29 protein-coding genes are annotated in these 25,309 nt (G+C 71.0%); 13 read left to right on the forward strand and 16 right to left on the reverse strand.

The window, feature by feature from the left end; genetic code table 11:
* The first annotated feature begins 14 nt into the window (after positions 1–14).
* Positions 15–1,241 carry a phosphoserine phosphatase SerB gene (gene serB, locus HDC93_RS11150; protein WP_185009706.1) on the forward strand — a complete coding sequence of 409 codons (1,227 nt, stop codon included), beginning with the start codon at positions 15–17 and terminating at the stop codon, positions 1,239–1,241.
* 64 nt (positions 1,242–1,305) lie between these two features.
* Here serB and HDC93_RS11155 read toward each other — a convergent pair whose 3' ends face one another.
* From HDC93_RS11155 to HDC93_RS11165, 4 genes are all read right to left on the reverse strand, one after another.
* Positions 1,306–1,824: a histidine phosphatase family protein gene (locus HDC93_RS11155; protein ID WP_185009708.1), complete on the reverse strand. Its 519-nt coding sequence runs from the start codon at positions 1,822–1,824 to the stop codon at positions 1,306–1,308.
* A gap of 65 nt (positions 1,825–1,889) precedes the next feature.
* A complete protein-coding gene (locus tag HDC93_RS11160; RefSeq protein WP_185009710.1) occupies positions 1,890–2,096 on the reverse strand; it encodes a hypothetical protein in 207 nt (68 codons plus the stop codon).
* A gap of 165 nt (positions 2,097–2,261) precedes the next feature.
* Complete coding sequence (locus HDC93_RS38285; RefSeq protein WP_097215821.1) at positions 2,262–2,378, reverse strand: SGM_5486 family transporter-associated protein; 117 nt, start codon at positions 2,376–2,378, stop codon at positions 2,262–2,264.
* A 68-nt stretch (positions 2,379–2,446) separates the two neighbouring features.
* Positions 2,447–3,838 (reverse strand): CynX/NimT family MFS transporter, encoded by a 1,392-nt coding sequence (locus tag HDC93_RS11165; protein WP_185009712.1) that lies wholly within the window; start codon positions 3,836–3,838, stop codon positions 2,447–2,449.
* Positions 3,839–3,908: 70 nt separating this feature from the next.
* On the opposite strand from HDC93_RS11165, the gene HDC93_RS11170 reads away from it, so the two are divergent.
* The gene (locus HDC93_RS11170) at positions 3,909–4,601 is read left to right on the forward strand and encodes a FadR/GntR family transcriptional regulator (protein WP_185009714.1); all 693 of its coding nucleotides are present in this window, start codon (positions 3,909–3,911) and stop codon (positions 4,599–4,601) included.
* Between the two features lie 20 nt (positions 4,602–4,621).
* On the opposite strand, the gene HDC93_RS11175 is transcribed toward HDC93_RS11170, so the two are convergent.
* The 6 genes from HDC93_RS11175 to HDC93_RS11200 all read right to left on the reverse strand — a co-directional run bounded on the left by HDC93_RS11175 (position 4,622) and on the right by HDC93_RS11200 (position 7,868).
* Positions 4,622–4,972: a hypothetical protein gene (locus HDC93_RS11175; RefSeq protein ID WP_185009717.1), complete on the reverse strand. Its 351-nt coding sequence runs from the start codon at positions 4,970–4,972 to the stop codon at positions 4,622–4,624.
* A 166-nt stretch (positions 4,973–5,138) separates the two neighbouring features.
* Positions 5,139–5,906: an enoyl-ACP reductase FabI gene (gene fabI, locus HDC93_RS11180; RefSeq protein ID WP_031104170.1), complete on the reverse strand. Its 768-nt coding sequence runs from the start codon at positions 5,904–5,906 to the stop codon at positions 5,139–5,141.
* Positions 5,907–5,911: 5 nt separating this feature from the next.
* Complete coding sequence (gene fabG, locus HDC93_RS11185) at positions 5,912–6,631, reverse strand: 3-oxoacyl-[acyl-carrier-protein] reductase (protein WP_185009719.1); 720 nt, start codon at positions 6,629–6,631, stop codon at positions 5,912–5,914.
* Positions 6,632–6,801: 170 nt separating this feature from the next.
* A complete protein-coding gene (locus tag HDC93_RS11190; RefSeq protein WP_260419529.1) occupies positions 6,802–7,188 on the reverse strand; it encodes a type II toxin-antitoxin system VapC family toxin in 387 nt (128 codons plus the stop codon).
* 5 nt (positions 7,189–7,193) lie between these two features.
* Entirely contained in the window at positions 7,194–7,478 is a 285-nt protein-coding gene (locus tag HDC93_RS11195; RefSeq protein WP_185009723.1) for a type II toxin-antitoxin system Phd/YefM family antitoxin, read from the reverse strand.
* A 78-nt stretch (positions 7,479–7,556) separates the two neighbouring features.
* Positions 7,557–7,868 carry a hypothetical protein gene (locus HDC93_RS11200; protein WP_185009725.1) on the reverse strand — a complete coding sequence of 104 codons (312 nt, stop codon included), beginning with the start codon at positions 7,866–7,868 and terminating at the stop codon, positions 7,557–7,559.
* 202 nt (positions 7,869–8,070) lie between these two features.
* On the opposite strand from HDC93_RS11200, the gene HDC93_RS11205 reads away from it, so the two are divergent.
* Genes HDC93_RS11205 through tyrS form a run of 3 tightly spaced genes read left to right on the forward strand, consistent with a single transcriptional unit; the run spans position 8,071 to position 12,306 of the window.
* Entirely contained in the window at positions 8,071–9,594 is a 1,524-nt protein-coding gene (locus HDC93_RS11205; RefSeq protein WP_185009728.1) for a TldD/PmbA family protein, read from the forward strand.
* The gene (locus tag HDC93_RS11210; RefSeq protein ID WP_185009730.1) at positions 9,591–10,994 is read left to right on the forward strand and encodes a metallopeptidase TldD-related protein; all 1,404 of its coding nucleotides are present in this window, start codon (positions 9,591–9,593) and stop codon (positions 10,992–10,994) included. The genes HDC93_RS11205 and HDC93_RS11210 overlap by 4 nt, the downstream gene beginning before the upstream one ends.
* Before the next feature lie 43 nt (positions 10,995–11,037).
* Positions 11,038–12,306: a tyrosine--tRNA ligase gene (tyrS, locus tag HDC93_RS11215; RefSeq protein ID WP_185009732.1), complete on the forward strand. Its 1,269-nt coding sequence runs from the start codon at positions 11,038–11,040 to the stop codon at positions 12,304–12,306.
* A 60-nt stretch (positions 12,307–12,366) separates the two neighbouring features.
* Here tyrS and HDC93_RS11220 read toward each other — a convergent pair whose 3' ends face one another.
* Entirely contained in the window at positions 12,367–12,648 is a 282-nt protein-coding gene (locus HDC93_RS11220; RefSeq protein WP_185009734.1) for a GlsB/YeaQ/YmgE family stress response membrane protein, read from the reverse strand.
* A 246-nt stretch (positions 12,649–12,894) separates the two neighbouring features.
* On the opposite strand from HDC93_RS11220, the gene HDC93_RS11225 reads away from it, so the two are divergent.
* Both HDC93_RS11225 and HDC93_RS11230 read left to right on the forward strand, forming a co-directional pair.
* Complete coding sequence (locus HDC93_RS11225; RefSeq protein ID WP_185009736.1) at positions 12,895–13,290, forward strand: DUF3099 domain-containing protein; 396 nt, start codon at positions 12,895–12,897, stop codon at positions 13,288–13,290.
* 252 nt (positions 13,291–13,542) lie between these two features.
* Positions 13,543–13,779 carry a hypothetical protein gene (locus HDC93_RS11230; RefSeq protein WP_185009738.1) on the forward strand — a complete coding sequence of 79 codons (237 nt, stop codon included), beginning with the start codon at positions 13,543–13,545 and terminating at the stop codon, positions 13,777–13,779.
* Between the two features lie 9 nt (positions 13,780–13,788).
* Here the strand turns inward: HDC93_RS11230 and moaA are convergent, their stop codons facing one another.
* The 3 genes from moaA to HDC93_RS11245 form a co-directional block, all read right to left on the reverse strand.
* Positions 13,789–14,778, reverse strand: coding sequence for a GTP 3',8-cyclase MoaA (moaA, locus tag HDC93_RS11235; protein WP_185009740.1), 990 nt, complete (start codon positions 14,776–14,778; stop codon positions 13,789–13,791).
* A gap of 169 nt (positions 14,779–14,947) precedes the next feature.
* Positions 14,948–16,573, reverse strand: coding sequence for a cation acetate symporter (locus tag HDC93_RS11240; RefSeq protein ID WP_185009743.1), 1,626 nt, complete (start codon positions 16,571–16,573; stop codon positions 14,948–14,950).
* On the reverse strand, positions 16,570–16,926 hold the full coding sequence (locus HDC93_RS11245; RefSeq protein ID WP_031104157.1) for a DUF485 domain-containing protein: 357 nt from the start codon (positions 16,924–16,926) through the stop codon (positions 16,570–16,572). The genes HDC93_RS11240 and HDC93_RS11245 overlap by 4 nt, the downstream gene beginning before the upstream one ends.
* 253 nt (positions 16,927–17,179) lie before the next feature.
* Between HDC93_RS11245 and HDC93_RS11250 the strand changes: the two genes are divergently transcribed.
* From HDC93_RS11250 to HDC93_RS11260, 3 genes are all read left to right on the forward strand, one after another.
* Complete coding sequence (locus HDC93_RS11250; RefSeq protein WP_185009745.1) at positions 17,180–18,709, forward strand: S8 family serine peptidase; 1,530 nt, start codon at positions 17,180–17,182, stop codon at positions 18,707–18,709.
* Positions 18,710–18,771: 62 nt separating this feature from the next.
* Positions 18,772–20,301: a S8 family serine peptidase gene (locus tag HDC93_RS11255; RefSeq protein WP_185009747.1), complete on the forward strand. Its 1,530-nt coding sequence runs from the start codon at positions 18,772–18,774 to the stop codon at positions 20,299–20,301.
* 196 nt (positions 20,302–20,497) lie between these two features.
* Positions 20,498–21,496 (forward strand): CopD family protein, encoded by a 999-nt coding sequence (locus HDC93_RS11260; RefSeq protein ID WP_311774534.1) that lies wholly within the window; start codon positions 20,498–20,500, stop codon positions 21,494–21,496.
* A gap of 20 nt (positions 21,497–21,516) precedes the next feature.
* Here the strand turns inward: HDC93_RS11260 and HDC93_RS11265 are convergent, their stop codons facing one another.
* Both HDC93_RS11265 and HDC93_RS11270 read right to left on the reverse strand, forming a co-directional pair.
* The gene (locus tag HDC93_RS11265; protein WP_185009751.1) at positions 21,517–22,197 is read right to left on the reverse strand and encodes a lysoplasmalogenase; all 681 of its coding nucleotides are present in this window, start codon (positions 22,195–22,197) and stop codon (positions 21,517–21,519) included.
* Positions 22,194–23,021, reverse strand: coding sequence for a sterol desaturase family protein (locus HDC93_RS11270; protein WP_260419540.1), 828 nt, complete (start codon positions 23,019–23,021; stop codon positions 22,194–22,196). The genes HDC93_RS11265 and HDC93_RS11270 overlap by 4 nt, the downstream gene beginning before the upstream one ends.
* A 115-nt stretch (positions 23,022–23,136) precedes the next feature.
* On the opposite strand from HDC93_RS11270, the gene HDC93_RS11275 reads away from it, so the two are divergent.
* From HDC93_RS11275 to HDC93_RS11285, 3 genes are all read left to right on the forward strand, one after another.
* Positions 23,137–24,138, forward strand: a complete 1,002-nt coding sequence (locus tag HDC93_RS11275; protein WP_185009753.1) for a DEDDh family exonuclease — start codon at positions 23,137–23,139, stop codon at positions 24,136–24,138.
* 79 nt (positions 24,139–24,217) lie between these two features.
* Positions 24,218–24,451, forward strand: a complete 234-nt coding sequence (locus HDC93_RS11280) for a hypothetical protein (protein ID WP_078625432.1) — start codon at positions 24,218–24,220, stop codon at positions 24,449–24,451.
* Positions 24,452–24,500: 49 nt separating this feature from the next.
* Positions 24,501–25,298, forward strand: coding sequence for an SURF1 family protein (locus HDC93_RS11285; RefSeq protein ID WP_311774535.1), 798 nt, complete (start codon positions 24,501–24,503; stop codon positions 25,296–25,298).
* Positions 25,299–25,309 lie beyond the last annotated feature (11 nt).

Below are 25,309 nucleotides of genomic sequence, written 5' to 3' on the forward strand. Positions count from 1 at the left end.
ACGGTGGAACCACCATGAGCGCTTCGCAGACCTCGTCTTCCGACATTCCTGCCGACGTCCCCACCCTCCTTGTGAAGATCTTCGGCAAGGACAGGCCGGGCATCACCGCCGGGCTCTTCGACACCCTCGCCGCCTACTCCGTCGACGTCGTCGACATCGAGCAGGTCGTCACCCGTGGCCGGATGGTGCTGTGCGCGCTCGTGACCGAGCCGCCTCCCGGGCTGGAGGGGGATCTGCGGGCGACGGTCCACAGCTGGGCCGAGTCGATGAAGATGCAGGCGGAGATCATCTCCGGCCTCGGCGACAACCGCCCGCGCGGGCTGGGCCGCTCCCTGGTCACCGTGCTCGGGCACCCGCTCACCGCCGAGGCGACGGCCGCGATCGCCGCCCGGATCACGAAGACCGGCGGCAACATCGACCGTATCTTCCGGCTCGCCAAGTACCCGGTGACCGCCGTGGAGTTCGCCGTCTCCGGCGTGGAGACCGAACCGCTGCGCACCGCCCTGGTGACGGACGCGGCGCGGCTCGGCATCGACGTGGCGGTCGTCGCCGCCGGCCTCTACCGGCGCGCGCAGCGCCTGGTCGTCATGGACGTCGACTCGACGCTGATCCAGGACGAGGTCATCGAGCTGTTCGCAGCTCACGCCGGCTGCGAGGACAAGGTCGCCGAGGTGACGGCGGCCGCGATGCGCGGGGAGCTGGACTTCGAGCAGTCCCTGCACGCCCGCGTGGCACTGCTGGAGGGGCTGGACGCCTCGGTCGTGGACAAGGTGCGCAGCGAGGTGCGGCTGACGCCGGGCGCCCGCACCCTGATCCGTACGCTGAAGCGGCTCGGTTACCAGGTCGGTGTCGTCTCGGGCGGGTTCACCCAGGTGACGGACGATCTGAAGGAGCGGCTGGGGCTGGACTTCGCCCATGCCAACACCCTGGAGATCGTCGACGGCAGGCTGACCGGCAAGGTCACCGGCGAGATCGTCGACCGTGCGGGCAAGGCCCGGCTGCTGCGCCGGTTCGCCGCGGAGGCGGGTGTGCCGCTGTCGCAGACCGTGGCGATCGGTGACGGTGCCAACGATCTGGACATGCTGAACGCCGCCGGTCTCGGTGTCGCCTTCAACGCCAAGCCGGTGGTGCGCGAGGCCGCACACGCCGCGGTGAACTTCCCCTTCCTCGACACGGTCCTGTACCTGCTGGGCGTCACGCGCGAAGAGGTCGAGGCGGCGGACACCCTCGGCATCGACTGAACCGGGATCGGTCGGGAAGGGCCCGGCGCCGCACCGGCGCCGGGCCCTGTTCACGCGGAGACCGTCACTCGGCCGGGGCCCAGTAGTCCCGCAGCGCGGCGGCACCCGGCTCCAGACTCTTCCACGTGCTGCCGAACGACAGCACGGCGAAGGCGGCGGCCGGGAAGCCGCGGCGGGTCATCCGCTCGCGGGCCTCGTCCTCGCCCGAGCCCGCCAGTACCTCGGCGAGGCCCTGGATGCCCGGGTTGTGCCCGACCATGAGGACGTTCCGCACGTCGTCGGGGGTCTCGTTGAGCAGGGCGATCAGCTCGCCCGGCGAGGCCTCGTAGACCCGCTCCTCATAGACGGTTTTCGGCCGCTGCGGGAACTCCTGGACGGCGAGCTTCCAGGTCTCCCGGGTCCGGACCGCGGTGGAGCACAGGGCCAGGTCGAAGGCGATGCCGGTGTCGGCCAGCCTGCGCCCGGCCTCCGCCGCTTCCGTTCGCCCCCGGTCGGCGAGCGGACGCTCGTGATCCGTGACCTGTGGCCAGTCGGCTTTCGCATGGCGGAAGAGGACAATCGTGCGGGATTCTGCGACGCTCATGAGATCCAGCTTCGCATGAAACACGCCACGGGGCGCAGGGAGTTGACCACGGTGTTCGGCCGTGATCAGCGGGCCATCAGCTGTTGCACGTGCTCGAAGAGCCGGGTGATCGCCGGGTCGCCGGTGGCCGCGTGGGCGTCGGACGGGTTGAGGATCAGGGCGAGCAGTGCGGTGAAGGCCAGCACGGGCAGGGCGAGAGCCCACCAGGGCAGCCGGCCGGCGGCACCGGCCCGGCTCGCCGGGTGGGGCCTCGTGTGCGTTGGGGCCGGCATGGGTGCCTCCGCTCTTCGAGTGGTCGGTGACCGTCTCGCGGTCACACACTTGAAGCTACGGAATCCTCGGCCGCCAACCCATCCGGTGATCCACCCACTTGACCCTGACCCTCACCCCCTAGGGGACAGGGGTGCTAACCCCACCACGGGCCGCGCGGGCGCGGGTCATGGTGAGGCGATGGTCGCGATGACGGCGATGACGATGAAGATCGCGAAGAAGGCCCCGAAGACGAGCAGCATCTTCTTCTGACCGTGCTGGGGATTCGGGTCGAGCACTGGCATGGGGCCAGTCTCCCACCCCCCGTAGCGGCCGGGCGCCCCGGGGTGAGCACGGCTCCCCGGGGCGGGGCTCAGCTGGCGGCCTCGTCCTCCACCGTGCGGTCCCGTCCGGCCAGGAAGCCGACGAGCATCTGCGGGATCATCAGGGCGCTCATCAGCGCGATCGGCAGGCCCCAGCCGCCGCTGTGCTGGTAGAGGATGCCCACCAGCAGCGGTCCGGGGATGGAGATCAGATAGCCGGTGCTCTGCGCGAACGCCGACAGCTGGGCCACGCCGGGGCCGGTCCTGGCCCGCATGCCGACCATGGTCAGGGCGAGCGGGAAGGCGCAGTTGGCGACGCCGAGCAGCACGGCCCAGGCCCAGGCGCCGGCGGCGGGTGCGAGGTACAGCCCGGCGTAGCCGACGAGGCCGCAGACGCCCAGGGCGAGCACGATCGGGCCCTGGTGGGGCAGCCGGGTGGCCAGGCGGGGTATGACGAAGGCCAGGGGCACGCCCATCACCATGGTGACCGCCAGCAGCAGGCCCGCGGTGCCGGCGGGGACACCGGCGTCCCGGAAGATCTGCGCCATCCAGCCCATCGTGATGTAGGCGGCGGTGGCCTGGAGGCCGAAGAAGACGGCCAGGGCCCAGGCGGTGCGGCTGCGGGCCATGCGCAGCCGGGGAGCCTTCACGCGCGCGTGCTCCGCGCGGGCAAAGGCCTGCGTCGGTGCCGCCCCGCCCCGGTCCCGGGCGGACGTGTCACCGGCAGACACGTCACCGCCGGTCGCCGCCTGCGCGGCCTTCTCCGCCCCGGGGGGCGTGAGGCGTCCCCGGACGAAGGGCAGCCACGGCAGCACGGCCGCCACGGCGAGCCCCGCCCACAGGGCCAGGCCCGTCTGCCAGTTGCCGCCGAGGGTGTCGGTCAGGGGGACCGTCACCGCGGCCGCGAGCGCCGTACCGAGGGCGAGGGCCATGGAGTACAGGCCGGTCATGGACCCCACGCGGTCGGGGAACCAGTGCTTGACGATGACCGGCATCAGGACGTTGCTGACCGCGATGCCCATGAGGGCCAGGGCGCTGCCCGCGAGGAAGCCGGCCGTGCCGCCCGCGTACGGCCGGATCAGCAGGCCGGTGGCGATGGCGACCATGCCGGCGCACACCACCGCGCCGGCGCCGAACCGGCGGGCGAGCCGCGGGGCCATGACGCCGAAGACGGCGAAGCACAGCGGCGGCACGGAGGTGAGCAGCCCGGCCACGCTGCCGCTCATGCCCAGCCCGTCGCGGACCTCCTCCAGGAGGGCGCCGAGGCTGGTGATGGCGGGGCGGAGGTTCAGCGCGGACAGCACGATGCCGAGGACGAGCAGTCGCATCGTCCACGCGCGCGCGGACGCGCCGCCGGTTTTCCCGGCGTCGTGCGCGGCCGAGCTGCGTACGGTCGGGGGCGTCATCGTCCGGGTTTCCTCACTAGGCATGAGACCCATCATAGAATCATGGGATGATTGACTGTCCACTCCCCGGCTGCCCCAGGGCGCCCCGGTCGTGCGAAGGTGTGCCATGCCCCTGAGCCATCCCCGCCGTTCGGCCCTGTCCGAGCAGGTCATCGCCGCGCTGCGGGCCCAGATCACCTCCGGCGAGTGGCCGGTCGGCTCCCGGATCCCGACCGAGCCGGAACTGGTCGAGCAGCTGGGCGTCGCCCGCAACACGGTCCGTGAGGCCGTCCGTGCCCTGTCGCACAACGGCCTGCTGGACATCCGCCAGGGTTCCGGCACGTACGTCGTGGCGACGAGCGAGCTGGCGGGTGTGATGCAGCGGCGGTTCGCCGAGGCCGACCCCCGGCACATCGCCGAGCTGCGCTCCACGCTGGAGTCGGCCGCCGCCCGGCTGGCCGCCGAGCGGCGCACGGAGAAGGACCTCAGGCAGCTCGACGCGCTGTTGCTGCGGCGCGAGGAGGCCTGGGAGTCGGGCGACAAGGAGGCGTTCGTGACCGCGGACGCGACCTTCCACCTGGCCGTGGTGTCCGCGTCCCACAACGACGTGATGACGGCCATGTACGCGGACCTGGGCGAGGTGCTGCGGGACTGGCTGCGTGAGGACGTGGGCGAGAAGCTGACGCCGGAGACACACATGGACCACGGGCGGCTGCTGGAGGCCATCCGCGCGGGCGAGGCGGACACGGCGGCGGCGGAGGCGGCCCGTTACCCGTTCCTGTGCCGGCTGGACGGCGTCACCTCCTCCACCGGTGACTGACACCGCCCGCCGGGCTCAGCTCAGTTCACCCGCCGGTGACTGATCCACACGTCGCCGACCTCTTTCCAGCACCGCCCCGTCAGCCGCACGGTCTGCGCGGGCCCGGCCTCCACCGGTGAACTGTCGGTGTCGATGTCCCACCAGCGGGCGCACTCGACGTGCAGGCTCACGCGGTCGGGCTCCGGGTAGGGGTTGTGGCAGTACGCGGTCACCCTGGAGCCGGTCACGCGGATCCGGCACGCGGCGCCGAAGGGGTCGGCGGGCTCCCGCTCGTCGGCGGGCACGCGCGCGTGGGGCACCGCCTCGTACGCCAGGGTCAGCACGAGCGCGACGGCGAGGGACACTGAGGCCGTTCGGCGGGAGAAGCGCACAAGGGGACCTCCTCGGCCGTGCTGGGGAGGGGAGGGACTCGGGTGGTGAACGCGTACTCCAGAGTGCCCAGTTGCGGGCCTCCCCCGCCCGGCCGGCCGAGCCGAACGGGTGACGCCCCGCTCCCCGCGCGCGGCGGGAAACGGAGCGTCGAGGACCTACCGGAGATCAGGCTCCGATGGCGTGCAGCCCGCCGTCCACGTGGACGATCTCGCCCGTGGTCTTGGGGAACCAGTCGCTGAGCAGGGCGACGACACCGCGGCCGGCCGGCTCGGGGTCCTTCAGGTCCCACTCCAGCGGGGAGCGGTCGTCCCACACGGAGGCCAGTTCGCTGAAACCCGGGATGGACTTGGCGGCCATGGAGCCGAGCGGACCGGCCGAGACCAGGTTGCAGCGGATGTTCTGCTTGCCCAGGTCGCGCGCCATGTAGCGGCTGGTGGCCTCCAGGGCGGCCTTGGCCGGGCCCATCCAGTCGTACTGCGGCCAGGCGAACTGCGCGTCGAACGTCAGACCGACGACGGAGCCGCCGTTCTGCATCAGCGGCAGACAGGCCATGGTGAGCGACTTCAGGGAGTACGCCGAGACGTGCATGGCCGTGGCGACCGACTCGAACGGCGTGTTGAGGAAGTTGCCGCCGAGGGCGTCCTGCGGGGCGAAGCCGATGGAGTGCACGACGCCGTCGAGGCCGCCGAGCTCCTCGCCGACGATGTCGGCGAGCCGCCCGAGGTGCTCGTCGTTGGTCACGTCGAGCTCGATGACCTTGGTGGGCTTGGGGAGCTTCTTGGCGATGCGCTCGGTCAGCGTGGGCCGCGGGAACGCCGTGAGGATGATCTCGGCGCCCTGCTCCTGGGCCAGCTTGGCGGTGTGGAAGGCGATGGAGGACTCCGTCAGCACACCCGTGATCAGGATGCGCTTGCCCTCGAGAATTCCGCTCATGGTGATCAGTGACCCATTCCCAGTCCGCCGTCAACGGGGATGACGGCTCCAGTGATGTACGAGGCGTCGTCCGAGGCGAGGAACCGCACCGTCGCGGCGATCTCCTCCGGCTGCGCGTACCGGCCGAGCGGGACCTGCTTCACGATGTTCTCGCGCTGCTCGTCGGTGAGCGCCTTGGTCATGTCCGTGTCGACGAAGCCGGGCGCGACGACGTTGAAGGTGAGGTTGCGCGAGCCCAGCTCACGGGCGAGGGAGCGCGCGAAGCCGACCAGGGCGGCCTTGGAGGCGGCGTAGTTCGACTGGCCGGGGCCGCCGTACAGACCGACGACCGACGAGATGAGCACCACGCGGCCCTTCTTGGCGCGCAGCATGCCGCGGTTGGCGCGCTTGACGACGCGGAAGGTGCCGGTGAGGTTGGTGTCGATGACCGAGGTGAAGTCCTCCTCGGTCATGCGCATCAGGAGCTGGTCCTTGGTGATGCCGGCGTTGGCGATGAGGACCTCGACGGGGCCGTGGGCTTCCTCGATCTCCTTGTAGGCCTGCTCCACCTGCTCGGCGTCGGTGATGTCGCACTTGACGGCCAGGCAGCCCAATTCCGTCAGGGCGGCCGGCGGCTCACCCGAGCGGTACGTGATGGCGACCTTGTCGCCGGCATCGGCGAAAGCGCGGGCGATGGCGAGGCCGATGCCCCGGTTGCCTCCGGTGACGAGAACCGAGCGGCTCAACGGATCACCCTTTCGATAGCGGTCTGATACCCGCCCGGCCGCCTGGACGACAGGCGGTGATGACAGGCGGCTTCTTCGAAAACCTATCGGTCCGGGCACGCCCGCGGACAATCGGGCACCGACAGTGGCGTACGGGACTCACTGTCGGGTTTCTACAGTCGACCGGCAGATCATTCCGCCGTTCCGGGCGCGTACACGGGCAGCCCCTCGGCGTGCGCTGTCTCGAACAGCCTGCGGTCGTACGTCACCACTGCCGTCACGTCGTCCCGCAGTGCCAGTGCGCTGGCCACATGGATCGCGTCGAGCGTTGTCAGGCGACCGACCAGGAGAGCCGCGGCGTCGCGCACCTCACGGGTGAGGAGGATCTCGGTGATCCGGGCGTCCAGGTCCTCCATCGCCTTGGGGAAGTGCCCCATGAGGTCCAGCGTGCGTACGGTCTCCACGAAGCCGAGCGTGCTGGTGGCGAGCGGCTCCGTGGCCCGCTCCCGAAGGAAGGCGTCCAGCGCCTCCCAGTGGCTGCGCCGGGTCATCCAGGTGACCAGCGCGGAGGTGTCCATGTAGATCAACGGTCGTCCTCTTCGCGCTCGGCCAGCAGGAGCGCCACGGGGTCGACGTCTTCCGGCACCTCGTAGTGGGGCATGCTGTGCCGCTCGGCGGCGGTGACCGGCTTCAGCTTGATCTTCCCTTGCGCCACCAGGTGCGCGTACCGCTCCATGGGGCTGCCGGCCGGTGACAGTATCGCGATCACGTTGCCGTGCCGGGTGACCTCGATCGACTCGCCCTTCTCGACGCGGGCGAAGACCGCGCTGGGGTTGTACGAGAACTCACGGACGGAGATGGTGCTCATCTCGCGCTCCCCTCACAGCAGGCAGGTTGTGCGTACATATCTCTGAGAGTACCTACACCTGGCCGGCCGTGGTCGCTTTCACGCGATGCCCCTGCCGCGTGCGGTGTCGACCGACTCGGCGAGAGCGTCGATGTCCGCGGCCAGGTCCCGCCAGGGACGGGAGAGGCCGACGACGTGCCGATAGATCCTCAGCCCTCCCTCCCCCACCGGCACCTCCACGACTCCGGGCCTGCCGGAGGCGTAGACGAGGTGTCCCTCGGTGAGACCGAGGCGTACGCAGTAGGCGGTCATCTGATAGAGGTCGTCCCGCTGCGGCTCGGTCCTGAACTTGGCGTCGAGGGCCACGGCCCGGCGCAGCGCCCCGTCCCGCGGCGACGGCAGGTAGTGCACCAGGTCCGGCTTGAGGACATGCCTGCCGGCGGTGTCGAGGGAGAAGTTCCGGTCCTGCGGCTCGGGTCTGCCGCCGGCGCGGTGGCGCAGCGCCTCCCCGACCGCTCGGGCCAGACTTTTTCAGGGGAGTCCGAAGAGCGAGACGTGGTTCACTGCCTCCGATGGTCACCGCAGGCAAGCGCCCGAAGGGATCTCTCCGACCGTGCCCCATGACATCGATCAGGCCTTCACGGCCCTCCCCCTACGCCCCCTCGCCGACGCGGCCCTCGCACGCGCGCGTGCGCTCGGCGCCGAGCACGCGGACTTCCGGTTCGAGCGGGTGCGGGGCGCCTCCTGGCGGTTCCGGGACGCCAAGCCCGCCGGGTCGTCGGACACCACCGACCTCGGGTACGCGGTGCGGGTGGTGCACGGCGGTACGTGGGGCTTCGCCTCCGGCGTCGACCTCACCCTGGACGCCGCCGCCAGGGTCGCCGGGCAGGCGGTGGCGATGGCCAGGCTGTCCGCCCAGGTGATCAAGGCGGCCGGCTCGGACGAGCGTGTGGAGCTGGCCGACGAACCCGTGCACGCCGAGAAGACGTGGATCTCGTCGTACGAGACCGACCCCTTCTCCGTGCCCGACGAGGAGAAGGCCGGGCTGATCGCGGAGTGGAGTGCCCGGCTGCTGGCGGCCGACGGCGTCGACCACGTCGACTCCTCACTGCTCACGGTCCACGAGAACAAGTTCTACGCCGACACCGCGGGGACGGTGACCACACAGCAGCGGGTGCGGCTGCACCCCGTGTTCAACGCCGTGTCGGTGGACGAGTCGAGCGGCGAGTTCGACTCCATGCGCACGCTCGCGCCGCCGGTGGGACGCGGCTGGGAGTACCTGACGGGCACCGGCTGGGACTGGGAGAGCGAGCTCGAGCAGATTCCGGAGCTGCTCGCCGAGAAGATGCGCGCGCCGAGCGTGCAGCCGGGCCTGTACGACCTGGTCGTCGACCCGTCCAACCTGTGGCTGACCATCCACGAGTCCATCGGGCACGCCACCGAACTCGACCGGGCACTCGGCTACGAGGCGGCCTACGCGGGCACCTCCTTCGCCACGTTCGACCAGCTGGGCAAGCTGCGCTACGGCTCGGAGCTGATGAACGTCACCGGCGACCGCACCGCCGAGCACGGCCTGGCCACCATCGGCTACGCCGACGAGGGCGTCCAGGGCCAGTCCTGGGACCTGGTCAAGGACGGCACGCTCGTCGGCTACCAGCTGGACCGCCGGATCGCGAAGCTGACCGGCTTCGAGCGGTCCAACGGCTGCGCCTACGCCGACTCCCCCGGGCACGTGCCGGTGCAGCGCATGGCCAACGTGTCGTTGCGGCCGGACCCGGCCGGGATGTCGACCGAGGACCTGATCGGGGGCGTGGAGCGCGGCATCTACGTCGTCGGCGACCGGTCCTGGTCGATCGACATGCAGCGCTACAACTTCCAGTTCACCGGTCAGCGCTTCTACCGCATCGAGAACGGGCGGCTCGCCGGGCAGCTGCGCGATGTCGCGTACCAGGCGACGACCACCGACTTCTGGGGCTCGATGTCCGCGGTGGGCGGGCCGCAGACCTATGTGCTCGGCGGCGCCTTCAACTGCGGCAAGGCCCAGCCGGGGCAGGTCGCGGCCGTCTCCCACGGCTGCCCGTCGGCCCTGTTCAAGGGCGTCAACATCCTCAACACGACCCAGGAGGCCGGTCGATGAGCGCGCGTTCCAGCAAGCCGCACGAGGTCGTCGAGCGCGCCCTCGAACTGTCCCGGGCGGACGGCTGTGTCGTCATCGCCGACGAGCAGTCCACCGCGAACCTGCGCTGGGCGGGCAACGCGCTGACCACGAACGGCGTCACCCGCGGGCGCACGCTCACCGTCGTCGCCACGGTCGACGGCAAGGAGGGCACGGCCTCCGGGGTCGTGTCGCGGTCCGCCGTGACCCCCGACGAGCTGGAGCCCCTGGTACGGGCCGCCGAGGCCGCCGCGCGCGGCGCCGGACCCGCCGAGGACGCCCAGCCGCTGGTCACGGGCGTGGCGCAGGCGCCGGAGTTCACGGAGGCGCCCGTCGAGACCTCCTCCGCCGTGTTCGCCGACTTCGCTCCCGCCCTGGGCGAGGCCTTCGCACGCGCGCGTGCGGGCGGCCGAGAGCTGTACGGCTTCGCCAACCACGAGCTGGTGTCCTCGTACGTCGGCACGTCCACGGGGCTGCGGCTGCGGCACGACCAGCCGAACGGGACGCTGGAGCTGAACGCCAAGTCACCGGACCGGACCCGGTCCGCGTGGGCCGGGCGCTCCACGCGGGACTTCAAGGACGTCGACCCGGCGGCCCTCGACGCGGAGCTGGCCGTGCGGCTCGGGTGGGCCGAGCGGCGGGTGGAGCTGCCGGCGGGGCGGTACGAGACGCTGCTGCCGCCGACGGCCGTGGCGGACCTGCTGATCTACCTGATGTGGTCGGCGTCGGGCCGGGACGCGGTCGAGGGCCGCACGGTGTTCTCCAAGCCGGGCGCGGGCACGCGGGTCGGCGAGAAGCTGACCGACCTGCCGCTGACCCTGCGCAGCGACCCGAACGAGCCGGGCCTGGAGTCGGCGCCCTTCGTGATCGCGCACTCCTCCGGGGGCGATCAGTCGGTGTTCGACAACGGACTGCCGCTGGCTGCCACCGAGTGGATCCGCGAGGGCGAGCTGCGGCATCTGACGACCAGCAGGCACAGCGCGGGCCTGACCGGTCTGCCCGTGGCGCCGGGGATCGACAACATCGTCCTGGACGGGGGCGAGGACCGGTCCCTGGAGGAGATGGTCGCGAACACGGACCATCGCGGGCCCTGCCTGCTGCTGACCTGCCTGTGGTACATCCGCGAGGTCGACCCGGCGTCGCTGCTGCTCACCGGTCTGACCCGGGACGGCGTCTACCTGGTCGAGAACGGCGAGGTGACGGGCGAGGTGAACAACTTCCGGTTCAACGAGTCGCCGGTCGGGGTGCTGGGCCGGGCCACGGAGGCGGGGCGGACCGAGAAGACGCTGCCGAGGGAGTGGAGCGACTGGTTCACCAGGGCCGCGATGCCCGCCCTGCGGGTGCCGGACTTCAATATGAGCTCTGTCAGCCAGGGCGTATAACCTCGTACCTGATTACGAGCCCACTCAAGGAGATACGAGAACCGTGACGGACATCGTCGACGAGCTGAAGTGGCGCGGGCTGTTCGCCCTGTCCACTGACGAGGACGCTTTGCGCAAGGCGCTCGCGGACGGTCCCGTCACGTTCTATTGCGGTTTCGACCCGACGGCACCGTCGCTGCACGTGGGGCACCTGGTGCAGGTGCTCACCGTGCGCCGGCTCCAGCAGGCCGGTCACCGGCCGCTGGCGCTGGTCGGCGGTGCCACGGGCCTGATCGGCGACCCGCGCCCGACCGCGGAGCGCACGCTGAACGACCCGGAGACGGTCACCGGCTGGGTCGCCAGGCTGCGCGCCCAGATCGAGCCGTTCCTGGACTTCGAGGGCGAGAACGCGGCCGTCATGGTCAACAACCTCGACTGGACGGAGAACCTCTCCGCGATCGAGTTCCTCCGTGACATCGGCAAGCACTTCCGGGTCAACAAGATGCTGACGAAGGACTCCGTGGCCCGGCGCCTGGAGTCCTCCGAGGGCATCAGCTACACGGAGTTCAGCTACCAGCTGCTGCAGGGCATGGACTTCCTCCAGCTGTACCGGCGCTACGGCTGCACGCTGCAGCAGGGCGGCAGCGACCAGTGGGGCAACCTCACCGCGGGCCTGGACCTGATCCACCGCCTGGAGCCGGACGCGACCGCGCACGCGCTGGCGACGCCGCTGATGACCAAGGCGGACGGCACCAAGTTCGGCAAGACCGAGGGCGGCGCCGTCTGGCTCGACCCGGAGATGACGACGCCGTACGCGTTCTACCAGTTCTGGCTGAACGTGGACGACCGGGACATCTCCCGGTACATGCGCATCCTGTCCTTCCGCTCCCGTGAGGATCTGGAGGAGCTGGAGCGGCAGACCGAGGAGCGTCCGCAGGCCCGGGCGGCGCAGCGCGCGCTGGCCGAGGAGCTGACGACGCTGGTGCACGGTGCCGGTCAGACGGCCGCCGTGATCGCCGCGTCCAGGGCCCTCTTCGGCCAGGGCGAGCTGGCGGAGCTGGACGAGCGGACGCTGGCCGCGGCCCTGTCGGAGGTGCCGCACATCCAGGTCGCCGAGCTCCGTCCGGCCGTGGACCTCTTCGCCGAGGTCGGCCTGGTGGCCAGCAAGTCGGCCGCGCGCCGCACGGTCAAGGAGGGCGGTGCCTACGTGAACAACGTCAAGGTGTCCGGCGAGGACGCCGTCCCCGCCAAGGAGGACCTGCTGCACGGCCGCTGGCTGGTGCTGCGCCGGGGCAAGAAGAACCTGGCCGCGGTCGAGGTCACGGGCGGCTGAGCGCGCGTGGAGGGGGGCGGTTTCCGGTGCCGGAGGCCGCCCCCTTCGCCGTGCGCCCCGTCAGGCCTTTGCCTTGCCTTTGTCTCCCCTGGTCGCTGTCCAGGCCCGGTCGCCGAGCCCGACGAGGATGATGGCCATCACCAGCTGGAAGATGTGCCGCCACCAGTCGATTCCCGACGTGGCGTCGACGCCGGCCGCCCGCGCGATGGCGTTGCCGGCGATGCCGCCGATCATGCCGAGGATGACGGTCAGCCACAGGGGAAGATGCTGCTTGCCCGGGATGATCGCCTTGGCGAGCAGGCCGAGCACCAGTCCTACGATGATCGCCCACAACCAGCCCATCGTTGCCTCCTCGTACGGCTTGACGCGAGCACTACGGCCAGTGTCGGCCCAGGCGTCGTACGCCGCATGCCGACGCGGGCCGTACGTGGGACGGCGCGGGCCGTACGCCCGGCATGGTGCGCCACCCGGTCTCGTAGCCGACCCGGCCGCGGCGTAACGTGGGAGCTGTCCTGGCCAGCTTTCCCCGACCGGCCGAGGGCGGCCACGGGGCGGGGAGAGTCCGATACGGGCGGATGGTGGAATGCGATGCGGAAGCAGCATGGCGGCGGCAACGTCCAGGTTTTCCGGATCACCGGCGCCCGGACGGGGCTCCAGGAGGACGTACGCGGGCGGCAGCGCCGGTACGTGATCTCGATGACGGTCCGCACGATCTCCGTGATCCTCGCGGCCACGTTGTGGAACGTCGAACGGCATGTCGCCATCGTGGCGTTGGTGCTCGGGCTGGTGCTGCCCTACATCGCGGTGGTGATCGCGAACGCGGGGCGCGAGAACGCGCCGTCTCTGCCGTCGACGTACGTGGTGTCGCAGCCGCGTCCGATGATCGCGCCGTCGGGTCCCGGGGAGGAGCGGGCGGAATCCGTCGCGGAAGACGCCGTGTCCGGGCCGGTGCCGGGAACGGGGAGCGAATCGCACGAGCGGTAGGGTCACCCGCGGGGAGATCACGAGGGCTCGGGAAGGGAAGTCATCTTCCCGCCAAGCTCAAGAAAAGCTCAGATCAATCATGTTGTTCCAGTGCCGGGCCCGGGGTTACCCGTGACATACTTCGTACGCGCTCCGCATCCCCCGTCGGAGCGACGGACCGACGCCGGGCAGCTCCCCCCGTGGCTGCTCGGCGTCGCCTTTTGTGCCGTGATGATGTGCAGCCGTGATGATGTGCAGTGGTGAGACGAAGCTGTGAGTGACGAGACGCCCATCTGTTCCGCGAAGGGCTGCCGCGCCGCGGCCGTATGGGTGCTGGCGTGGAACAACCCGAAGATCCACACGCCGGAGCGGCGCAAGACGTGGCTGGCCTGTGAGGAGCATCGCGAGCACCTGTCGCAGTTCCTCGGGGTGCGGGGCTTCCTGAAGGACGTGGTCCTGCTGAAGGAGTGGGAGTCCGAGGACTCCCCGTCCCCGTCCCGGGACTCCTGACGGCCGGTCTCAGCCTCCGATGGCCGACATCGGCCGGTCGGGCTGCACGAACGTCGGGTCGTCCAGGCCCGCTCCCGCCTTCTTGCCCCACATGGCCAGGCGCCAGATGCGGGCGATCTCCTCGTCCGGGGCGCCCGAGCGCAGTGCGGCGCGCAGGTCCGTCTCCTCCTGGGCGAACAGGCAGGTGCGGACCTGGCCGTCGGCGGTGAGGCGGGTGCGGTCGCAGGCCGCGCAGAACGGGCGGGTCACGGAGGCGATCACGCCGACGACATGCGGGCCGCCGTCGACGAGCCAGCGCTCCGCCGGTGCCGAGCCGCGCTTCTCCTCGCCCTCGGCGGTCAGTTCGAAGCGGGTGCGCAGGGAGGTCAGGATGTCCCCGGCCGTGATCATGCCGTCGCGCTTCCAGCCGTGCTGGGCGTCCAGGGGCATCTGCTCGATGAAGCGCAGCTCGTAGTCGTGCTCCACGGCCCAGGCCAGCAGGTCGGGGGCCTCGTCGTCGTTGAGCCCCGGCATCAGGACCGAGTTGACCTTGACCGGGGTCAGGCCCGCGTCGCGGGCGGCGTACAGGCCCTCGATGACGTCCTTGTGGCGGTCGCGGCGGGTGAGGGTCTTGAAGACGTCCGGGCGGAGGGTGTCCAGGGAGACGTTGACCCGGTCCAGGCCCGCCTCCTTCAGGGCCGCCGCCGTGCGCTTGAGGCCGATGCCGTTGGTCGTCAACGACATCTGGGGGCGGGGCTCCAGCGCCGCGACGCGCTCGACGATGCCGACCAGGCCCGGGCGCAGCAGCGGCTCGCCGCCGGTGAAGCGGACCTCCTCGATCCCTAGGGACGTGACCGCTATGTCGATCAGGCGGACGATCTCGTCGTCGTTGAGCAGGTCCGGCTTGGCCAGCCACTGCAGGCCCTCCTCGGGCATGCAGTACGTACAGCGCAGATTGCACCGGTCGGTCAGCGAGACCCTCAGATCGGTGGCCACCCGGCCGTAGGTGTCGATGAGCACGTGGGCCCCCTCCCTCGTCGCGGATCACGCGTGCGGCACTGCTTGTCCGACACCAGCGAGCCTACGTGACCCCACCGACAACACCACAGATCCGATCCCACGACGTGGAACGCGGCCGGGCCGCAGGGACCTGGAGGTTCCTACGACACGGCCGCGGGAGGGGTCGTGCTCAGTGGGCTCCGGTGCCGGTCAGGGACCGGACCTCCAGCTCCGCGTACTTCTTGGCGTCGGGCTCCTCCTTGGACAGGATCGTGCCGAGCCAGCCCATGAGGAAGCCGAAGGGGATGGAGATGATGCCCGGGTTCTTCAGCGGGAACCAGGCGAAGTCGACCTCGGGGAACATCGCCTTGGGGTCGCCGGAGACGACGGGCGAGAACAGCACCAGGCCGACGGCGACGATCAGACCTCCGTAGATCGACCACAGCGCGCCCTGGGTGGTGAAGCGCTTCCAGAACAGGCTGTAGAGGATCGTGGGGAGGTTGGCGGAGGCGGCGACCGCGAAGGCGAGGGCGACCAGGCCGGCCACGTTCAGGTCGCGGGCGAGGGCACCGAGGCCGATGGAGACGATGCCGATGAACAGGGTCGCCCAGCGGGCCGCACGGACCTCCTCGGCGCCGGAGGCCTTCCCCTTGCGGATGACGTTGGCGTAGATGTCGTGCGCGAAGGACGACGACGAGGCGAGGGTGAGGCCGGCGACGACGGCGAGGATCGTCGCGAAGGCCACCGCCGAGATCGTGGCGAGCAGGATCGCGCCCCAGGTCGAGTCGACACCGCCCAGATGCAGGGCGAGCAGGGGTGCGGCCGTGTTGCCGGACGGGTTGGACGCGATGATCTCGTCCTGGGAGATGAGCGCGGCGGCGCCGAAGCCGAGGGCGATGGTCATCAGGTAGAAGCCGCCGATGATGCCGATGGCCCAGTTCACTGACTTACGGGCGGCCTTGGCGTCGGGCACCGTGTAGAAGCGGATCAGGATGTGCGGCAGGCCGGCGGTGCCGAGGACCAGGGCGATGCCGAGGGAGATGAAGTCCAGCTTGGAGGTGCCGGTCGCGCCGTACTGCAGGCCGGGCTCCAGGAAGGCGGCGCCCTTGCCGCTGTTCTCGGCGGCCTGGCCGAGCAGGTCGGAGATGTTGAAGTTGAACTTCAGCAGCACCAGGAAGGTGATCAGGATGGTGCCGCCGATGAGCAGCACGGCCTTGACCATCTGCACCCAGGTGGTGCCCTTCATACCGCCGATGGAGACGTAGACGATCATCAGGACGCCGACGAGGGCGACGATGAGGATCTTGCCGGCGTCGGAGGTGATGCCGAGCAGCAGCGAGACGAGGACGCCCGCTCCGGCCATCTGGGCCAGCAGGTAGAAGATCGACACCACGATGGTGGAGGTGCCGGCGGCGGTGCGGACCGGGCGCTGGCGCATGCGGTACGCGAGGACGTCGCCCATGGTGTAGCGGCCGGAGTTGCGCAGCGGCTCGGCCACCAGGAGCAGGGCGACGAGCCAGGCGACCAGGAAGCCGATGGAGTAGAGGAAGCCGTCGTAGCCGAAGAGGGCGATGGCGCCCGCGATGCCGAGGAACGACGCGGCGGACATGTAGTCGCCGGAGACGGCGAGGCCGTTCTGGAAGGCGCTGAACTGGCGGCCGCCGGCGTAGAAGTCGGCGGCGTCCTTGGTCTGGCGGCCCGCCCAGATGGTGATGCCGAGGGTGGCGACGACGAACAGCGCGAACAGGGTGATGATCAGCGGGCGGTGCTCGCTGGCCTCGTTCGCGGCGAGGAGGGTGTGCTGTACGGGGCTCATGCGCCGCTCTCCATCCGGGTCTTGATGGCCTCGGCCTTGGGGTCGAGCTTCGCGGCGGCGTGCCGCGAGTACCACCAGGCGATGAGGAACGTGGTGACGAACTGGGCGACGCCGAGGACGAAGGCGACGTTGATGTTGCCGAAGAGCTTGGTGCCCATGAAGCCGCCCGCGTAGTTCGAGAGCAGGACGTACAGCAGGTACCAGGCGATGAAGCCGACGGTCAGCGGGAAGGCGAAGGAGCGGTAGGAGCGGCGCAGTTCACCGAACTCCGCGCTCTCCTGCACCTCGGCGAACTCTTCGGGTGAGGGGAGCTTGTGTTGCTCCTTCGACGGGGGCGGTGCGTCGGTGGCCACGGAGTCTCCTCGCAGGGACGGAAGCGGTTGTGAACGGGGGCGAGGCGAACGTCCTCGCGCTCCTTGTTCAACGTCACGGCGGCACACGGGAACCGGTTCAAACACCCGGCGTTCTTTCCGAAGTCGTTTCGGCAAAGCGTTGCTGGCCAGCGAGAGGCCGGGATAGCTTCGCTCTGCACCACCACGTCATGTACCTGCCCGAGCACCACCTGTGCCTCGGGCCGGTTTCGTTTCCGGAGGATGTGGAGACCCCATGTCTCACTTGCGTTCCAGACGCCGGCTCGCTCTCGCCGTGCCCGTCGTGCTGTCCCTGACGGCCTCGCTGGGCTTCCTGCCGGCCGCCGCGTCGGCGGCCCCGCAGGCGGAGTCGGCCACCCGGACGGCGGACGCGCCGAACCTGGCGTACGTCGTCAACACCAAGGCGGACCGCCACACGATCGCCTCGGTGAAGAAGGCGATCGCGAAGGCCGACGGCGCGGTCGTGACCGCGTACGAGCGGATCGGCGTCATCGTCGTCCACTCCTCGAACCCCGACTTCGCCGAGACCATCCGCACGGTGCGCGGCGTGCAGTCGGCCGGCGCCACGCGGACGACGCCGCTGACGGCCGCGGGGACCGAGGAGGAGGGCGCGGTCGAGTACCTGACGGGCGCCCAGGCGAAGCGCACCGAGGCCGCATCGGCGAAGACGCCCGAGAGCGAGCCCCTCGAGGCCGACCAGTGGGACCTGCGCGCGATCGGCGCCGACAAGGCCGCCCGGATCAACCCGGGCAGCCGCAAGGTGACCGTCGCCGTCATCGACACCGGCGTGGACGACACCCACCCCGACATCGCCCCGAACTTCTCCGCGTCCCAGTCCGCCAACTGCGCCGGCGGCAAGCCCGACACCAGTGAGGGCGCCTGGCGTCCGTACACCCCCGAGGACTACCACGGCACGCACGTCGCGGGTGAGATAGCCGCCGCCCGCAACGGCGTGGGCGTCGCGGGCGTCGCTCCCGGTGTGAAGGTGTCCAGCATCAACGTGACCGACCGGGCGAACGGCCTCTTCTACCCGGAGAGCGTCGTGTGCGCGTTCGTGTTCGCCGCCGACCACGGCGTCGAGATCACGAACAACAGCTACTACGTCGACCCGTGGCTGTACAACTGCATGGACGACCCGGACCAGCGGGCCATCGTCGACGCGGTCAACCGGGCGCAGCTGTACGCCCAGAAGAAGGGCACGCTCAACGTCGCCGCCGCGGGCAACTCCAACCACGACCTGGACTCGGACGCGATCGTCGACGACTCCAGCCCCGACGACTCCACCCCGGTCGAGCGCACCATCGACCCGCACGAGTGCTTCGACGTGCCGAACCAGCTGCCGGGTGTCGTCACGGTGAGCTCGACGGGTGTCGACAACGTCAAGTCGTACTTCTCGACGTACGGCAAGGGTGTCGTCGACGTGGCGGCGCCGGGTGGTGACCGCCGCTACCAGATACCGGACACGCCCTCGAAGGACGGCCGCATCCTGTCCACCCTGCCGGGCGGCACTTGGGGCTTCCTGCAGGGCACCTCGATGGCCTCGCCGCACGCCTCCGGTGTCGCCGCGCTGCTGAAGTCCAAGCACCCCTGGGCGTCTCCGGCCCAGCTCCAGGCGCTGCTGAAGGCGCAGGCCGACGAGACCGCCTGCCCCGCCTCCTACGACCAGGACGGCGACGGCACCCAGGACGCGGTCTGCAAGGGCGGCAAGCACCTCAACGGCTTCTACGGGCACGGGATCGTCAACGCGCTGCGCGCGGTCAAGTGACCCGACCGCTCACCGGGACCCCTCGCAAGATCAGCTCGTACCGTGAACGAACTGGAGACACCATGACTGCGCCGTACGCGCGCTACCGTCGCGCCGCCGCGATCCCGGCCGGGATGGCCATGGCCACGGCCCTCGCGTTCCTGCCGAACACCGCGGCCACGGCCGCCGAGGACGCCCCCGCTCCCGCGGCGTCGGCCCGGGCCGACGCGACCCCGCTCAGCTATGTCGTCAACGTCAGGCCGGGGCACGGCACTTCGGCGTACGTGAAGAAGGCCGTCGCCAAGGCCGGCGGCACGATCGTGACGTCGTACGACCAGATCGGCGTCATCGTCGTCCACTCCTCGAACCCCGACTTCGCCAAGACCATCCGCACGGTGCGCGGCGTGCAGTCGGCGGGCGCCACCCGCACCGCGCCGCTCCCGTCGGCGTCGACCGGTGACCTGGGCGCGCCGAAGGTGCTGAGCGCGGCCGAGGTCGCCGCGGCAGACGCCCCCGCCGGGCAGGACCCGCTGCAGCCCCAGCAGTGGGACCTGCCGGCCATCAAGGCGGACAAGGCGCACGAGAAGACGCTGGGCAGCAAGAAGGTCACGGTCGCCGTGATCGACACCGGTGTCGACGACACCCACCCCGACATCGCGCCCAACTTCGACCGCAAGGCGTCGGTCAACTGCGTGTCGGGCAAGCCGGACACGGCCGACGGGGCCTGGCGGCCGAGCGCCGAGGAGAGCCCGCACGGCACGCACGTCGCCGGTGAGATCGCCGCCGCCAAGAACGGCGTCGGCATGACCGGTGTCGCGCCCGGGGTGAAGGTCTCGGGCATCAAGGTGTCCACCACGGCCGGCTTCTTCTACACCGAGGCCGTGGTCTGCGGCTTCGTGTGGGCGGCCGAGCACGGGGTCGACGTGACGAACAACAGCTATTACACGGACCCCTGGTACTTCAACTGCAAGAACGACCCGGACCAGAAGGCGCTCGTGGAGGCCGTCGGCCGGGCCTCGCGGTACGCGGAGAAGAAGGGCGCGGTCAACGTCGCCGCGGCGGGCAACGAGAACTACGACCTCGCCTCCGACGAGATCACCGACCCGTCGTCCCCGAACGACACGACGCCGGGCGACCGGGTCGTCGACCCCTCGAAGTGCCTCGACATCCCGACGCAGCTGCCGGGTGTCGTCACGGTCGCCTCGACGGGTGCGAAGGGCATCAAGTCGTCCTTCTCCAACCACGGGCTTGGCGTCATCGACATAGCCGCCCCGGGCGGTGACTCGACCGCCTACCAGAAGCCGGACGCGCCGGCCACGAGCGGCCTCATCCTGGGCACGCTGCCGGGCGGCAAGTGGGGCTACATGGCCGGTACGTCGATGGCGTCCCCGCACGTCGCGGGCGTCGCCGCGCTCATCAAGTCGACGCACCCGTACGCCTCTCCGGCGCTGGTGAAGGCCCTGCTGTACGCGGAGGCCGACGCCACGCCGTGCACGGACCCGTACGACATCAACGGCGACGGCAAGATCGACGCGGTGTGCGAGGGTTCGAAGAACCGCAACGGTTTCTACGGCCGGGGCATCGCGGACGCGCTGGACGCGGTGACCAAGTAGAGCTCGTGTGAAGGAGATCCGGGCCGGGCGGGGGTATCCGTCCGGCCCGTTTCATGTCTGCGGCAGGCTTCCTTGTCACGGACGTGTACGAGGATCCGGCGGCCGCGTCCCGGAGTGACTGAGTACGGCCGACTTGCCCGGCCGTGTGGAGGTTGGTGAAGATCCTGGGGTGACTTCGCCAAGACCGATACCCGGCGTGACCGATTCGCGCGGCCCGCTGCGGCCCACCGGCGCGGCCCGGGCCGTAGCCGTCCTGGTGCTGGTGGCACTGGCCGCGTCGATCCCGCTGCTCGGCCCGTCCGCCGCGCTGCACGGCACCGGTGAGGCCGAAGTGCCCGGCGCCGGCGGCATGGCCCTGCTGCGCACGGTGCTGTTCGCGGCACTGTGCATACCCGTCGGTGAACTCTTCGTGAACCGGCTGGCGCGTTCGCTGCCCGGCACGCAGGCCGGACCCCCGGCTCTGCCCCGCAGCTGGTCCCCCTTCGCGGCCGCCGCCGGTTTCTTCGCCGCCCTCGGGCTCGCCACGCTCGTGGCCACCGGCAACCTCGTGCCGGGCGAGGTGGCGGACATCGACGTCGGCGGACTCCACGCGTCCCGGGACGGCAAGCTGGCCCTGCTGGAGGTCAACGCGTTCCTCGTGGCGGGGCTGTGCGCCGTGTCACGCCGTCCGGTCACACAGGTGTGGCCGCTGGCCGCCGTGATCGTCGCCGAGGCCCTGCGCGCCCACCCCACGACCGAGCACAGCCCGCTGACCGGCTCCGCGCTGACGCTCGTCCATCTGACCTGCGCGGCACTGTGGGTGGGGGGACTCCTGCACGCGTTGCGCGTGCTGCGGCTCCGGTCCGGCCGTGACGGCACGGCGGCCGGTGCGGCCCTGCTGGGTCGCTACGCGCGCGTGGCGGTGGTGCTGCTGGCCGCCATCACCGCCACGGGCGTGTGCAGTTCACTGCGCCGGATGCCGCCGGAGACGGTCCTGGAGCAGCTGACGGGGACGGCGTACGGGCGCGCCCTGCTCGCCAAGGTGCTCCTCGTGGTGGTCGTCGCCGCCCTCGCCGTGTGGGCCCGGCGGCGACTGCGCCGGGCGGCCGACCCGCTGACCGCCTGCGCGCCCGCCCGGGCCGAGGTCGCCGCCCTGGGGCTGGCGGTCGCGGCGTCCGGACTGCTGACGGTGCTTCCGGTGCCCATCCGCTGGTGACGCCGGTGCGTCGGCCGGTCTCAGGCGGCGCGCATCTCTCCGTACGTCGCGGCCGGTGCCCTGCGCGCGTCGAGCGCCCCGACGGTGCCGCCGGCCAGCAGGGCCTGCGCGGCGATGTAGGTGAGCATGACCCAGAAGTCCGGGCCGGGCGGCTGCGGCCACTGGGCGACACCGGTCGCGATGAGGGTGTCGGACAGCAGGAACAACGCCCCGCCGCACCCGGCGAAGAGCCCGAGCCGGATGGCGGACCGGTACGCCATGGCGGTGAGCAGGACGCTGTACCCGGCGACGGGCACGCGCAGGTCGGCGGGCAGGTCCGGCCACAGCAGCGCGACGGTCGCACCGAGGGCGGTGGCGTAGCCGAGGGCCAGGACGCCGCTCCGCGCGCGTGGGACCGCGTTCCGGCTGCCGTACCTCGCGAACAGCACGAGGTAGCAGACGTGCCCCGTCGCGAAGGAGGCCATGCCCGCGAGGAAGGCCGGCTCGGCGTCCGACAGCAGCAGGACGTCCCCGCCCCAGCCGAACAGCAGGGCGGCCAGCAGCGGCCGGGGCGCCTCGCGCAGGGCGGCCCACAGCGCCAGGAGCGGCATCAGCAGGGGCTTGGCGACGGTGTGCCCGGCGTCGAACCCGGCCGCGAGGCAGGCGAGGTCGACGGTGGCGGCGAGGCCGAAGGCGGCCAGGAGGAGGCGCTGGGGATTCACGCCGACGCGCTCTTGGCGACCGGGGCGGTCTCGGCGACAGGGCCGGGCGCGGCGGCCGGCGAGCGAGCCGGTACGGCGGCGGGTGACGGAGCCGGTACGGCGGCAGGTGACGGAGCCGGTACGGCGGCAGATGACGGAGCCGGTACGGCCGCAGATGACGGAGCCGGTACGGCCGCAGATGACGGAGCCGGTACGGCCGCAAGCGGCGAAGCCGGTACGGCCGCAGATGACGGAGCCGGTACGGCCGCAAGCGGCGAAGCCGGTACGACAGCCGTCCCCGGACCCCACCCCGGCCCGCGGAACTCGCGTCCCGCCCGCTCACGCCAATCCCGCGCCGCCCTCAGGTCCTTGGCGATGGACACGTACTCATGGGTGGCGACCTTGAGCAGGTTGTACGTGTCGATGCTCTTGGTCAGTCCGTACCGGGGCCGTTCGGTCTCCGCGACGAACGACCCGAACAGCCGGTCCCAGACGATGAGGATGCCGCCGAAGTTGCGGTCCAGGTAGCCGCCCTGGGAGGCGTGGTGGACGCGGTGATGGGAGGGGGTGTTGAAGACGAACTCGAACCAGCGGGGCATCCTGTCGATGCGCTCGGTGTGGATCCAGAACTGGTAGACGAGGCTCGCGGAGGAGCAGAACGCCAGCGCGGCGGGGTGGACGCCGGCGGCGACGAGAGGGACGTAGAACGGCCATACGGTCAGGGACGTCCAGGGCTGGCGCAGGGCGGTGGTGAGGTTGAACCTCCGGCTGGAGTGGTGGACGACGTGGCTGGCCCACAGGATGCGGACGACGTGGTGGCCGCGGTGGGACCAGTAGTAGAACAGACGTACGCCCCGTGAACGGACAGACCGGACAACGCGCCTGAGGGGGCGTGGGAAGACCACGGCGAACGCACCTGGCGGACGGGGCTGTCAGTCGCGGCCCGTATCCTCAGGAACCATGCTGGAAGACCTCACGACCGCAGTGTTCTCCGCCACGCCGTGGCCGGCCGCGTATCCCAAGGGGTACGCGGTCGTTGACGTGGAGACCACGGGCCTGGCCCGGGACGACCGCATCATCTCCGCGGGTGTCTACCGGCTGGACGAGCGCGGCGAGGTCGAGGACCACTGGTACACGACCGTCAACCCCGAGCGCGACCCGGGACCGGTGTGGATCCACGGGCTGACGAGCGAGGCGCTCGAGGGGGCGCCCCTCTTCCCGGACATCGCCGAGGAGTTCACCGCCCGGCTGGCGGGCCGGGTCCTCGTCGCGCACAACGCCGTCTTCGACTGGCAGATGATCGCCCGGGAGTACGCACGCGCCGAGCGCGAGGCGCCCGTGCGGCAGCGACTGTGCACCATCGCGCTCGCCAAGGAGCTCGGACTGCCGCTGCCCAACCACAAGCTGGAGTCCCTCGCCGCGCACTTCGGCGTCGTCCAGCAGCGGGCGCACCACGCTCTGGACGACGCGCGCGTACTGGCGGAGGCGTTCCGTCCGAGCCTGCGGGCCGCGGCGGCGAAGAACGTCCGGCTGCCGCTGCACGAGTGCCGGCCGCTGACCGAATGGACGGACCGTCCCTCCGCGCCCCGCATCGGGCAGCAGGCGGGCCCCGGAGGCTACGGCGGCCACCGGCCGAGCAGCTGGCGCCCGTCCCGCAAGCGCCCCGCCTGCCCCTACCCCAACCCCGGGCGGTACGCGCCGGGCGGGCGGCTCAAGCAGGGCATGCGGGTCGCCTTCTCCGGCGACACCTCCACCGAGCGGGACCTGCTGGAGGACCGCGCGACCGAGGCCGGGCTGCACGTGGCCACGAGCCTGTCCCGGCTGACCAGCCTGCTCGTCACGAACGACCCGGACTCGGGCACCTCCAAGGTCGTCAAGGCCCGGCAGTTCGGCACGCCGGTCGTGGACGAGGCGGCGTTCGGGCAACTCCTCGCGGATGTGCAGCCGGCGTCGGAGGGGTGACCGTACGGACGGGTGATTGCCGGGCGACTCGCCCGGCGCCCGCTCGCCCGCGCGCGGACGACGGCTCACCCTGTGGCGCATGGCGACCTGTGAGGTATGTGGCAATCAGTACGGAATGACCTTCGAGGTGCACGCGCAGGGCGCGGTGCACGTCTTCGACTGCTTCTCCTGCGCGATCCACCGCATGGCCCCCATCTGCGAGCACTGCCGGGTGCAGATCATCGGCCAGGGCGTCGAGGTCGAGGGCCACTGGTACTGCGGCGCCCACTGCGCCCGCGCGGAGGGAAAGGTAGGAATTGTCGACAAGGTGTGAACCCGTACCCGCCTGAATGCACCCCACGACCGAGTTGTACGGTCGTGGGGTGTACCGCTTCCTGATGTCCCGGCAGTGGGTGATCCTCACGCTGATCGCCCTGCTCCTCATCCCCACGATGATCAGGCTGGGCATCTGGCAGATGCATCGCTACGAGGAGCGCACCGCCCGGAACCAGCTGGTCACCGACGCGCTGGCGGCCGAGCCGGTGCCCGTGGAGAAGCTGACGGCGCCCGGGCACACCGTGACCAGCGCCGAGCGGTACCGCACGGTGACGGCGAAGGGCCGCTTCGACACCGAGGACGAGGTCGTCGTCCGGCGCCGCACCAACTCCGACGACGAGGTCGGCTACCACGTGCTGACCCCGTTCGTCCTGGACGACGGCAAGGTGCTGCTGGTCAACCGGGGCTGGATCCCCTCCGACGGTCCGAGCCAGACGACGTTCCCGAAGGTCCCGGCGCCGCCGGCCGGCGAGGTCACCGTCAAGGGGCGGCTGATGCCCGACGAGACGACCGCGGCGAGCGGCATCAAGAACCTCCAGGGCCTGCCGGACCGGCAGATCATGCTGATCAACAGCGAGCAGCAGGCCCGGCGCCTGGTCGCCCGGGTGCTCGGCGGCTACATCGCCCAGACGTCCCCCGAGCCCAAGGGCGACACCCCCGAGCTGATGGGCAACCCGGGCAAGGAGGACGCGGCGCTGAACTACGCGTACGCCATCCAGTGGTGGCTGTTCGCCGCGGCCGTCCCGGTCGGCTGGACGGTCCTGGCCCGCCGCGAGGCCCGGGAGCGGGCCCGGAAGGCGGCCGAGGCGGCCGACACGACGGAGGCCGAGCCGGCGGCGGTCTAGACACCGGGGCC

The organism is Streptomyces sp. AK010, assembly GCF_014207295.1.
In the GTDB taxonomy this organism is placed as follows: Bacteria; Actinomycetota; Actinomycetes; order Streptomycetales; family Streptomycetaceae; genus Streptomyces; species Streptomyces massasporeus.

Bases quoted from the DNA above. Each gene is read 5' to 3' on its own strand.
- HDC93_RS11195 (WP_185009723.1), bottom strand. From the start codon at position 7,478: ATGAGCACCATCTCCGTCCGTGAGTTCTCGTACAACCCCAGCGCGGTC.
- HDC93_RS11210 (WP_185009730.1), top strand. From the start codon at position 9,591: ATGAGCGCGCGTTCCAGCAAGCCGCACGAGGTCGTCGAGCGCGCCCTC.
- HDC93_RS11190 (WP_260419529.1), bottom strand. From the start codon at position 7,188: ATGGACACCTCCGCGCTGGTCACCTGGATGACCCGGCGCAGCCACTGG.
- HDC93_RS11155 (WP_185009708.1), bottom strand. From the start codon at position 1,824: ATGAGCGTCGCAGAATCCCGCACGATTGTCCTCTTCCGCCATGCGAAA.
- HDC93_RS11160 (WP_185009710.1), bottom strand. From the start codon at position 2,096: ATGCCGGCCCCAACGCACACGAGGCCCCACCCGGCGAGCCGGGCCGGT.
- HDC93_RS11220 (WP_185009734.1), bottom strand. From the start codon at position 12,648: ATGGGCTGGTTGTGGGCGATCATCGTAGGACTGGTGCTCGGCCTGCTC.
- HDC93_RS11250 (WP_185009745.1), top strand. From the start codon at position 17,180: ATGTCTCACTTGCGTTCCAGACGCCGGCTCGCTCTCGCCGTGCCCGTC.
- HDC93_RS11240 (WP_185009743.1), bottom strand. From the start codon at position 16,573: ATGAGCCCCGTACAGCACACCCTCCTCGCCGCGAACGAGGCCAGCGAG.
- HDC93_RS11170 (WP_185009714.1), top strand. From the start codon at position 3,909: ATGCCCCTGAGCCATCCCCGCCGTTCGGCCCTGTCCGAGCAGGTCATC.
- HDC93_RS38285 (WP_097215821.1), bottom strand. From the start codon at position 2,378: ATGCCAGTGCTCGACCCGAATCCCCAGCACGGTCAGAAGAAGATGCTG.
- fabI (WP_031104170.1), bottom strand. From the start codon at position 5,906: ATGAGCGGAATTCTCGAGGGCAAGCGCATCCTGATCACGGGTGTGCTG.
- serB (WP_185009706.1), top strand. From the start codon at position 15: ATGAGCGCTTCGCAGACCTCGTCTTCCGACATTCCTGCCGACGTCCCC.
- HDC93_RS11225 (WP_185009736.1), top strand. From the start codon at position 12,895: ATGCGGAAGCAGCATGGCGGCGGCAACGTCCAGGTTTTCCGGATCACC.
- HDC93_RS11275 (WP_185009753.1), top strand. From the start codon at position 23,137: ATGCTGGAAGACCTCACGACCGCAGTGTTCTCCGCCACGCCGTGGCCG.
- HDC93_RS11280 (WP_078625432.1), top strand. From the start codon at position 24,218: ATGGCGACCTGTGAGGTATGTGGCAATCAGTACGGAATGACCTTCGAG.
- HDC93_RS11165 (WP_185009712.1), bottom strand. From the start codon at position 3,838: ATGATGGGTCTCATGCCTAGTGAGGAAACCCGGACGATGACGCCCCCG.
- HDC93_RS11255 (WP_185009747.1), top strand. From the start codon at position 18,772: ATGACTGCGCCGTACGCGCGCTACCGTCGCGCCGCCGCGATCCCGGCC.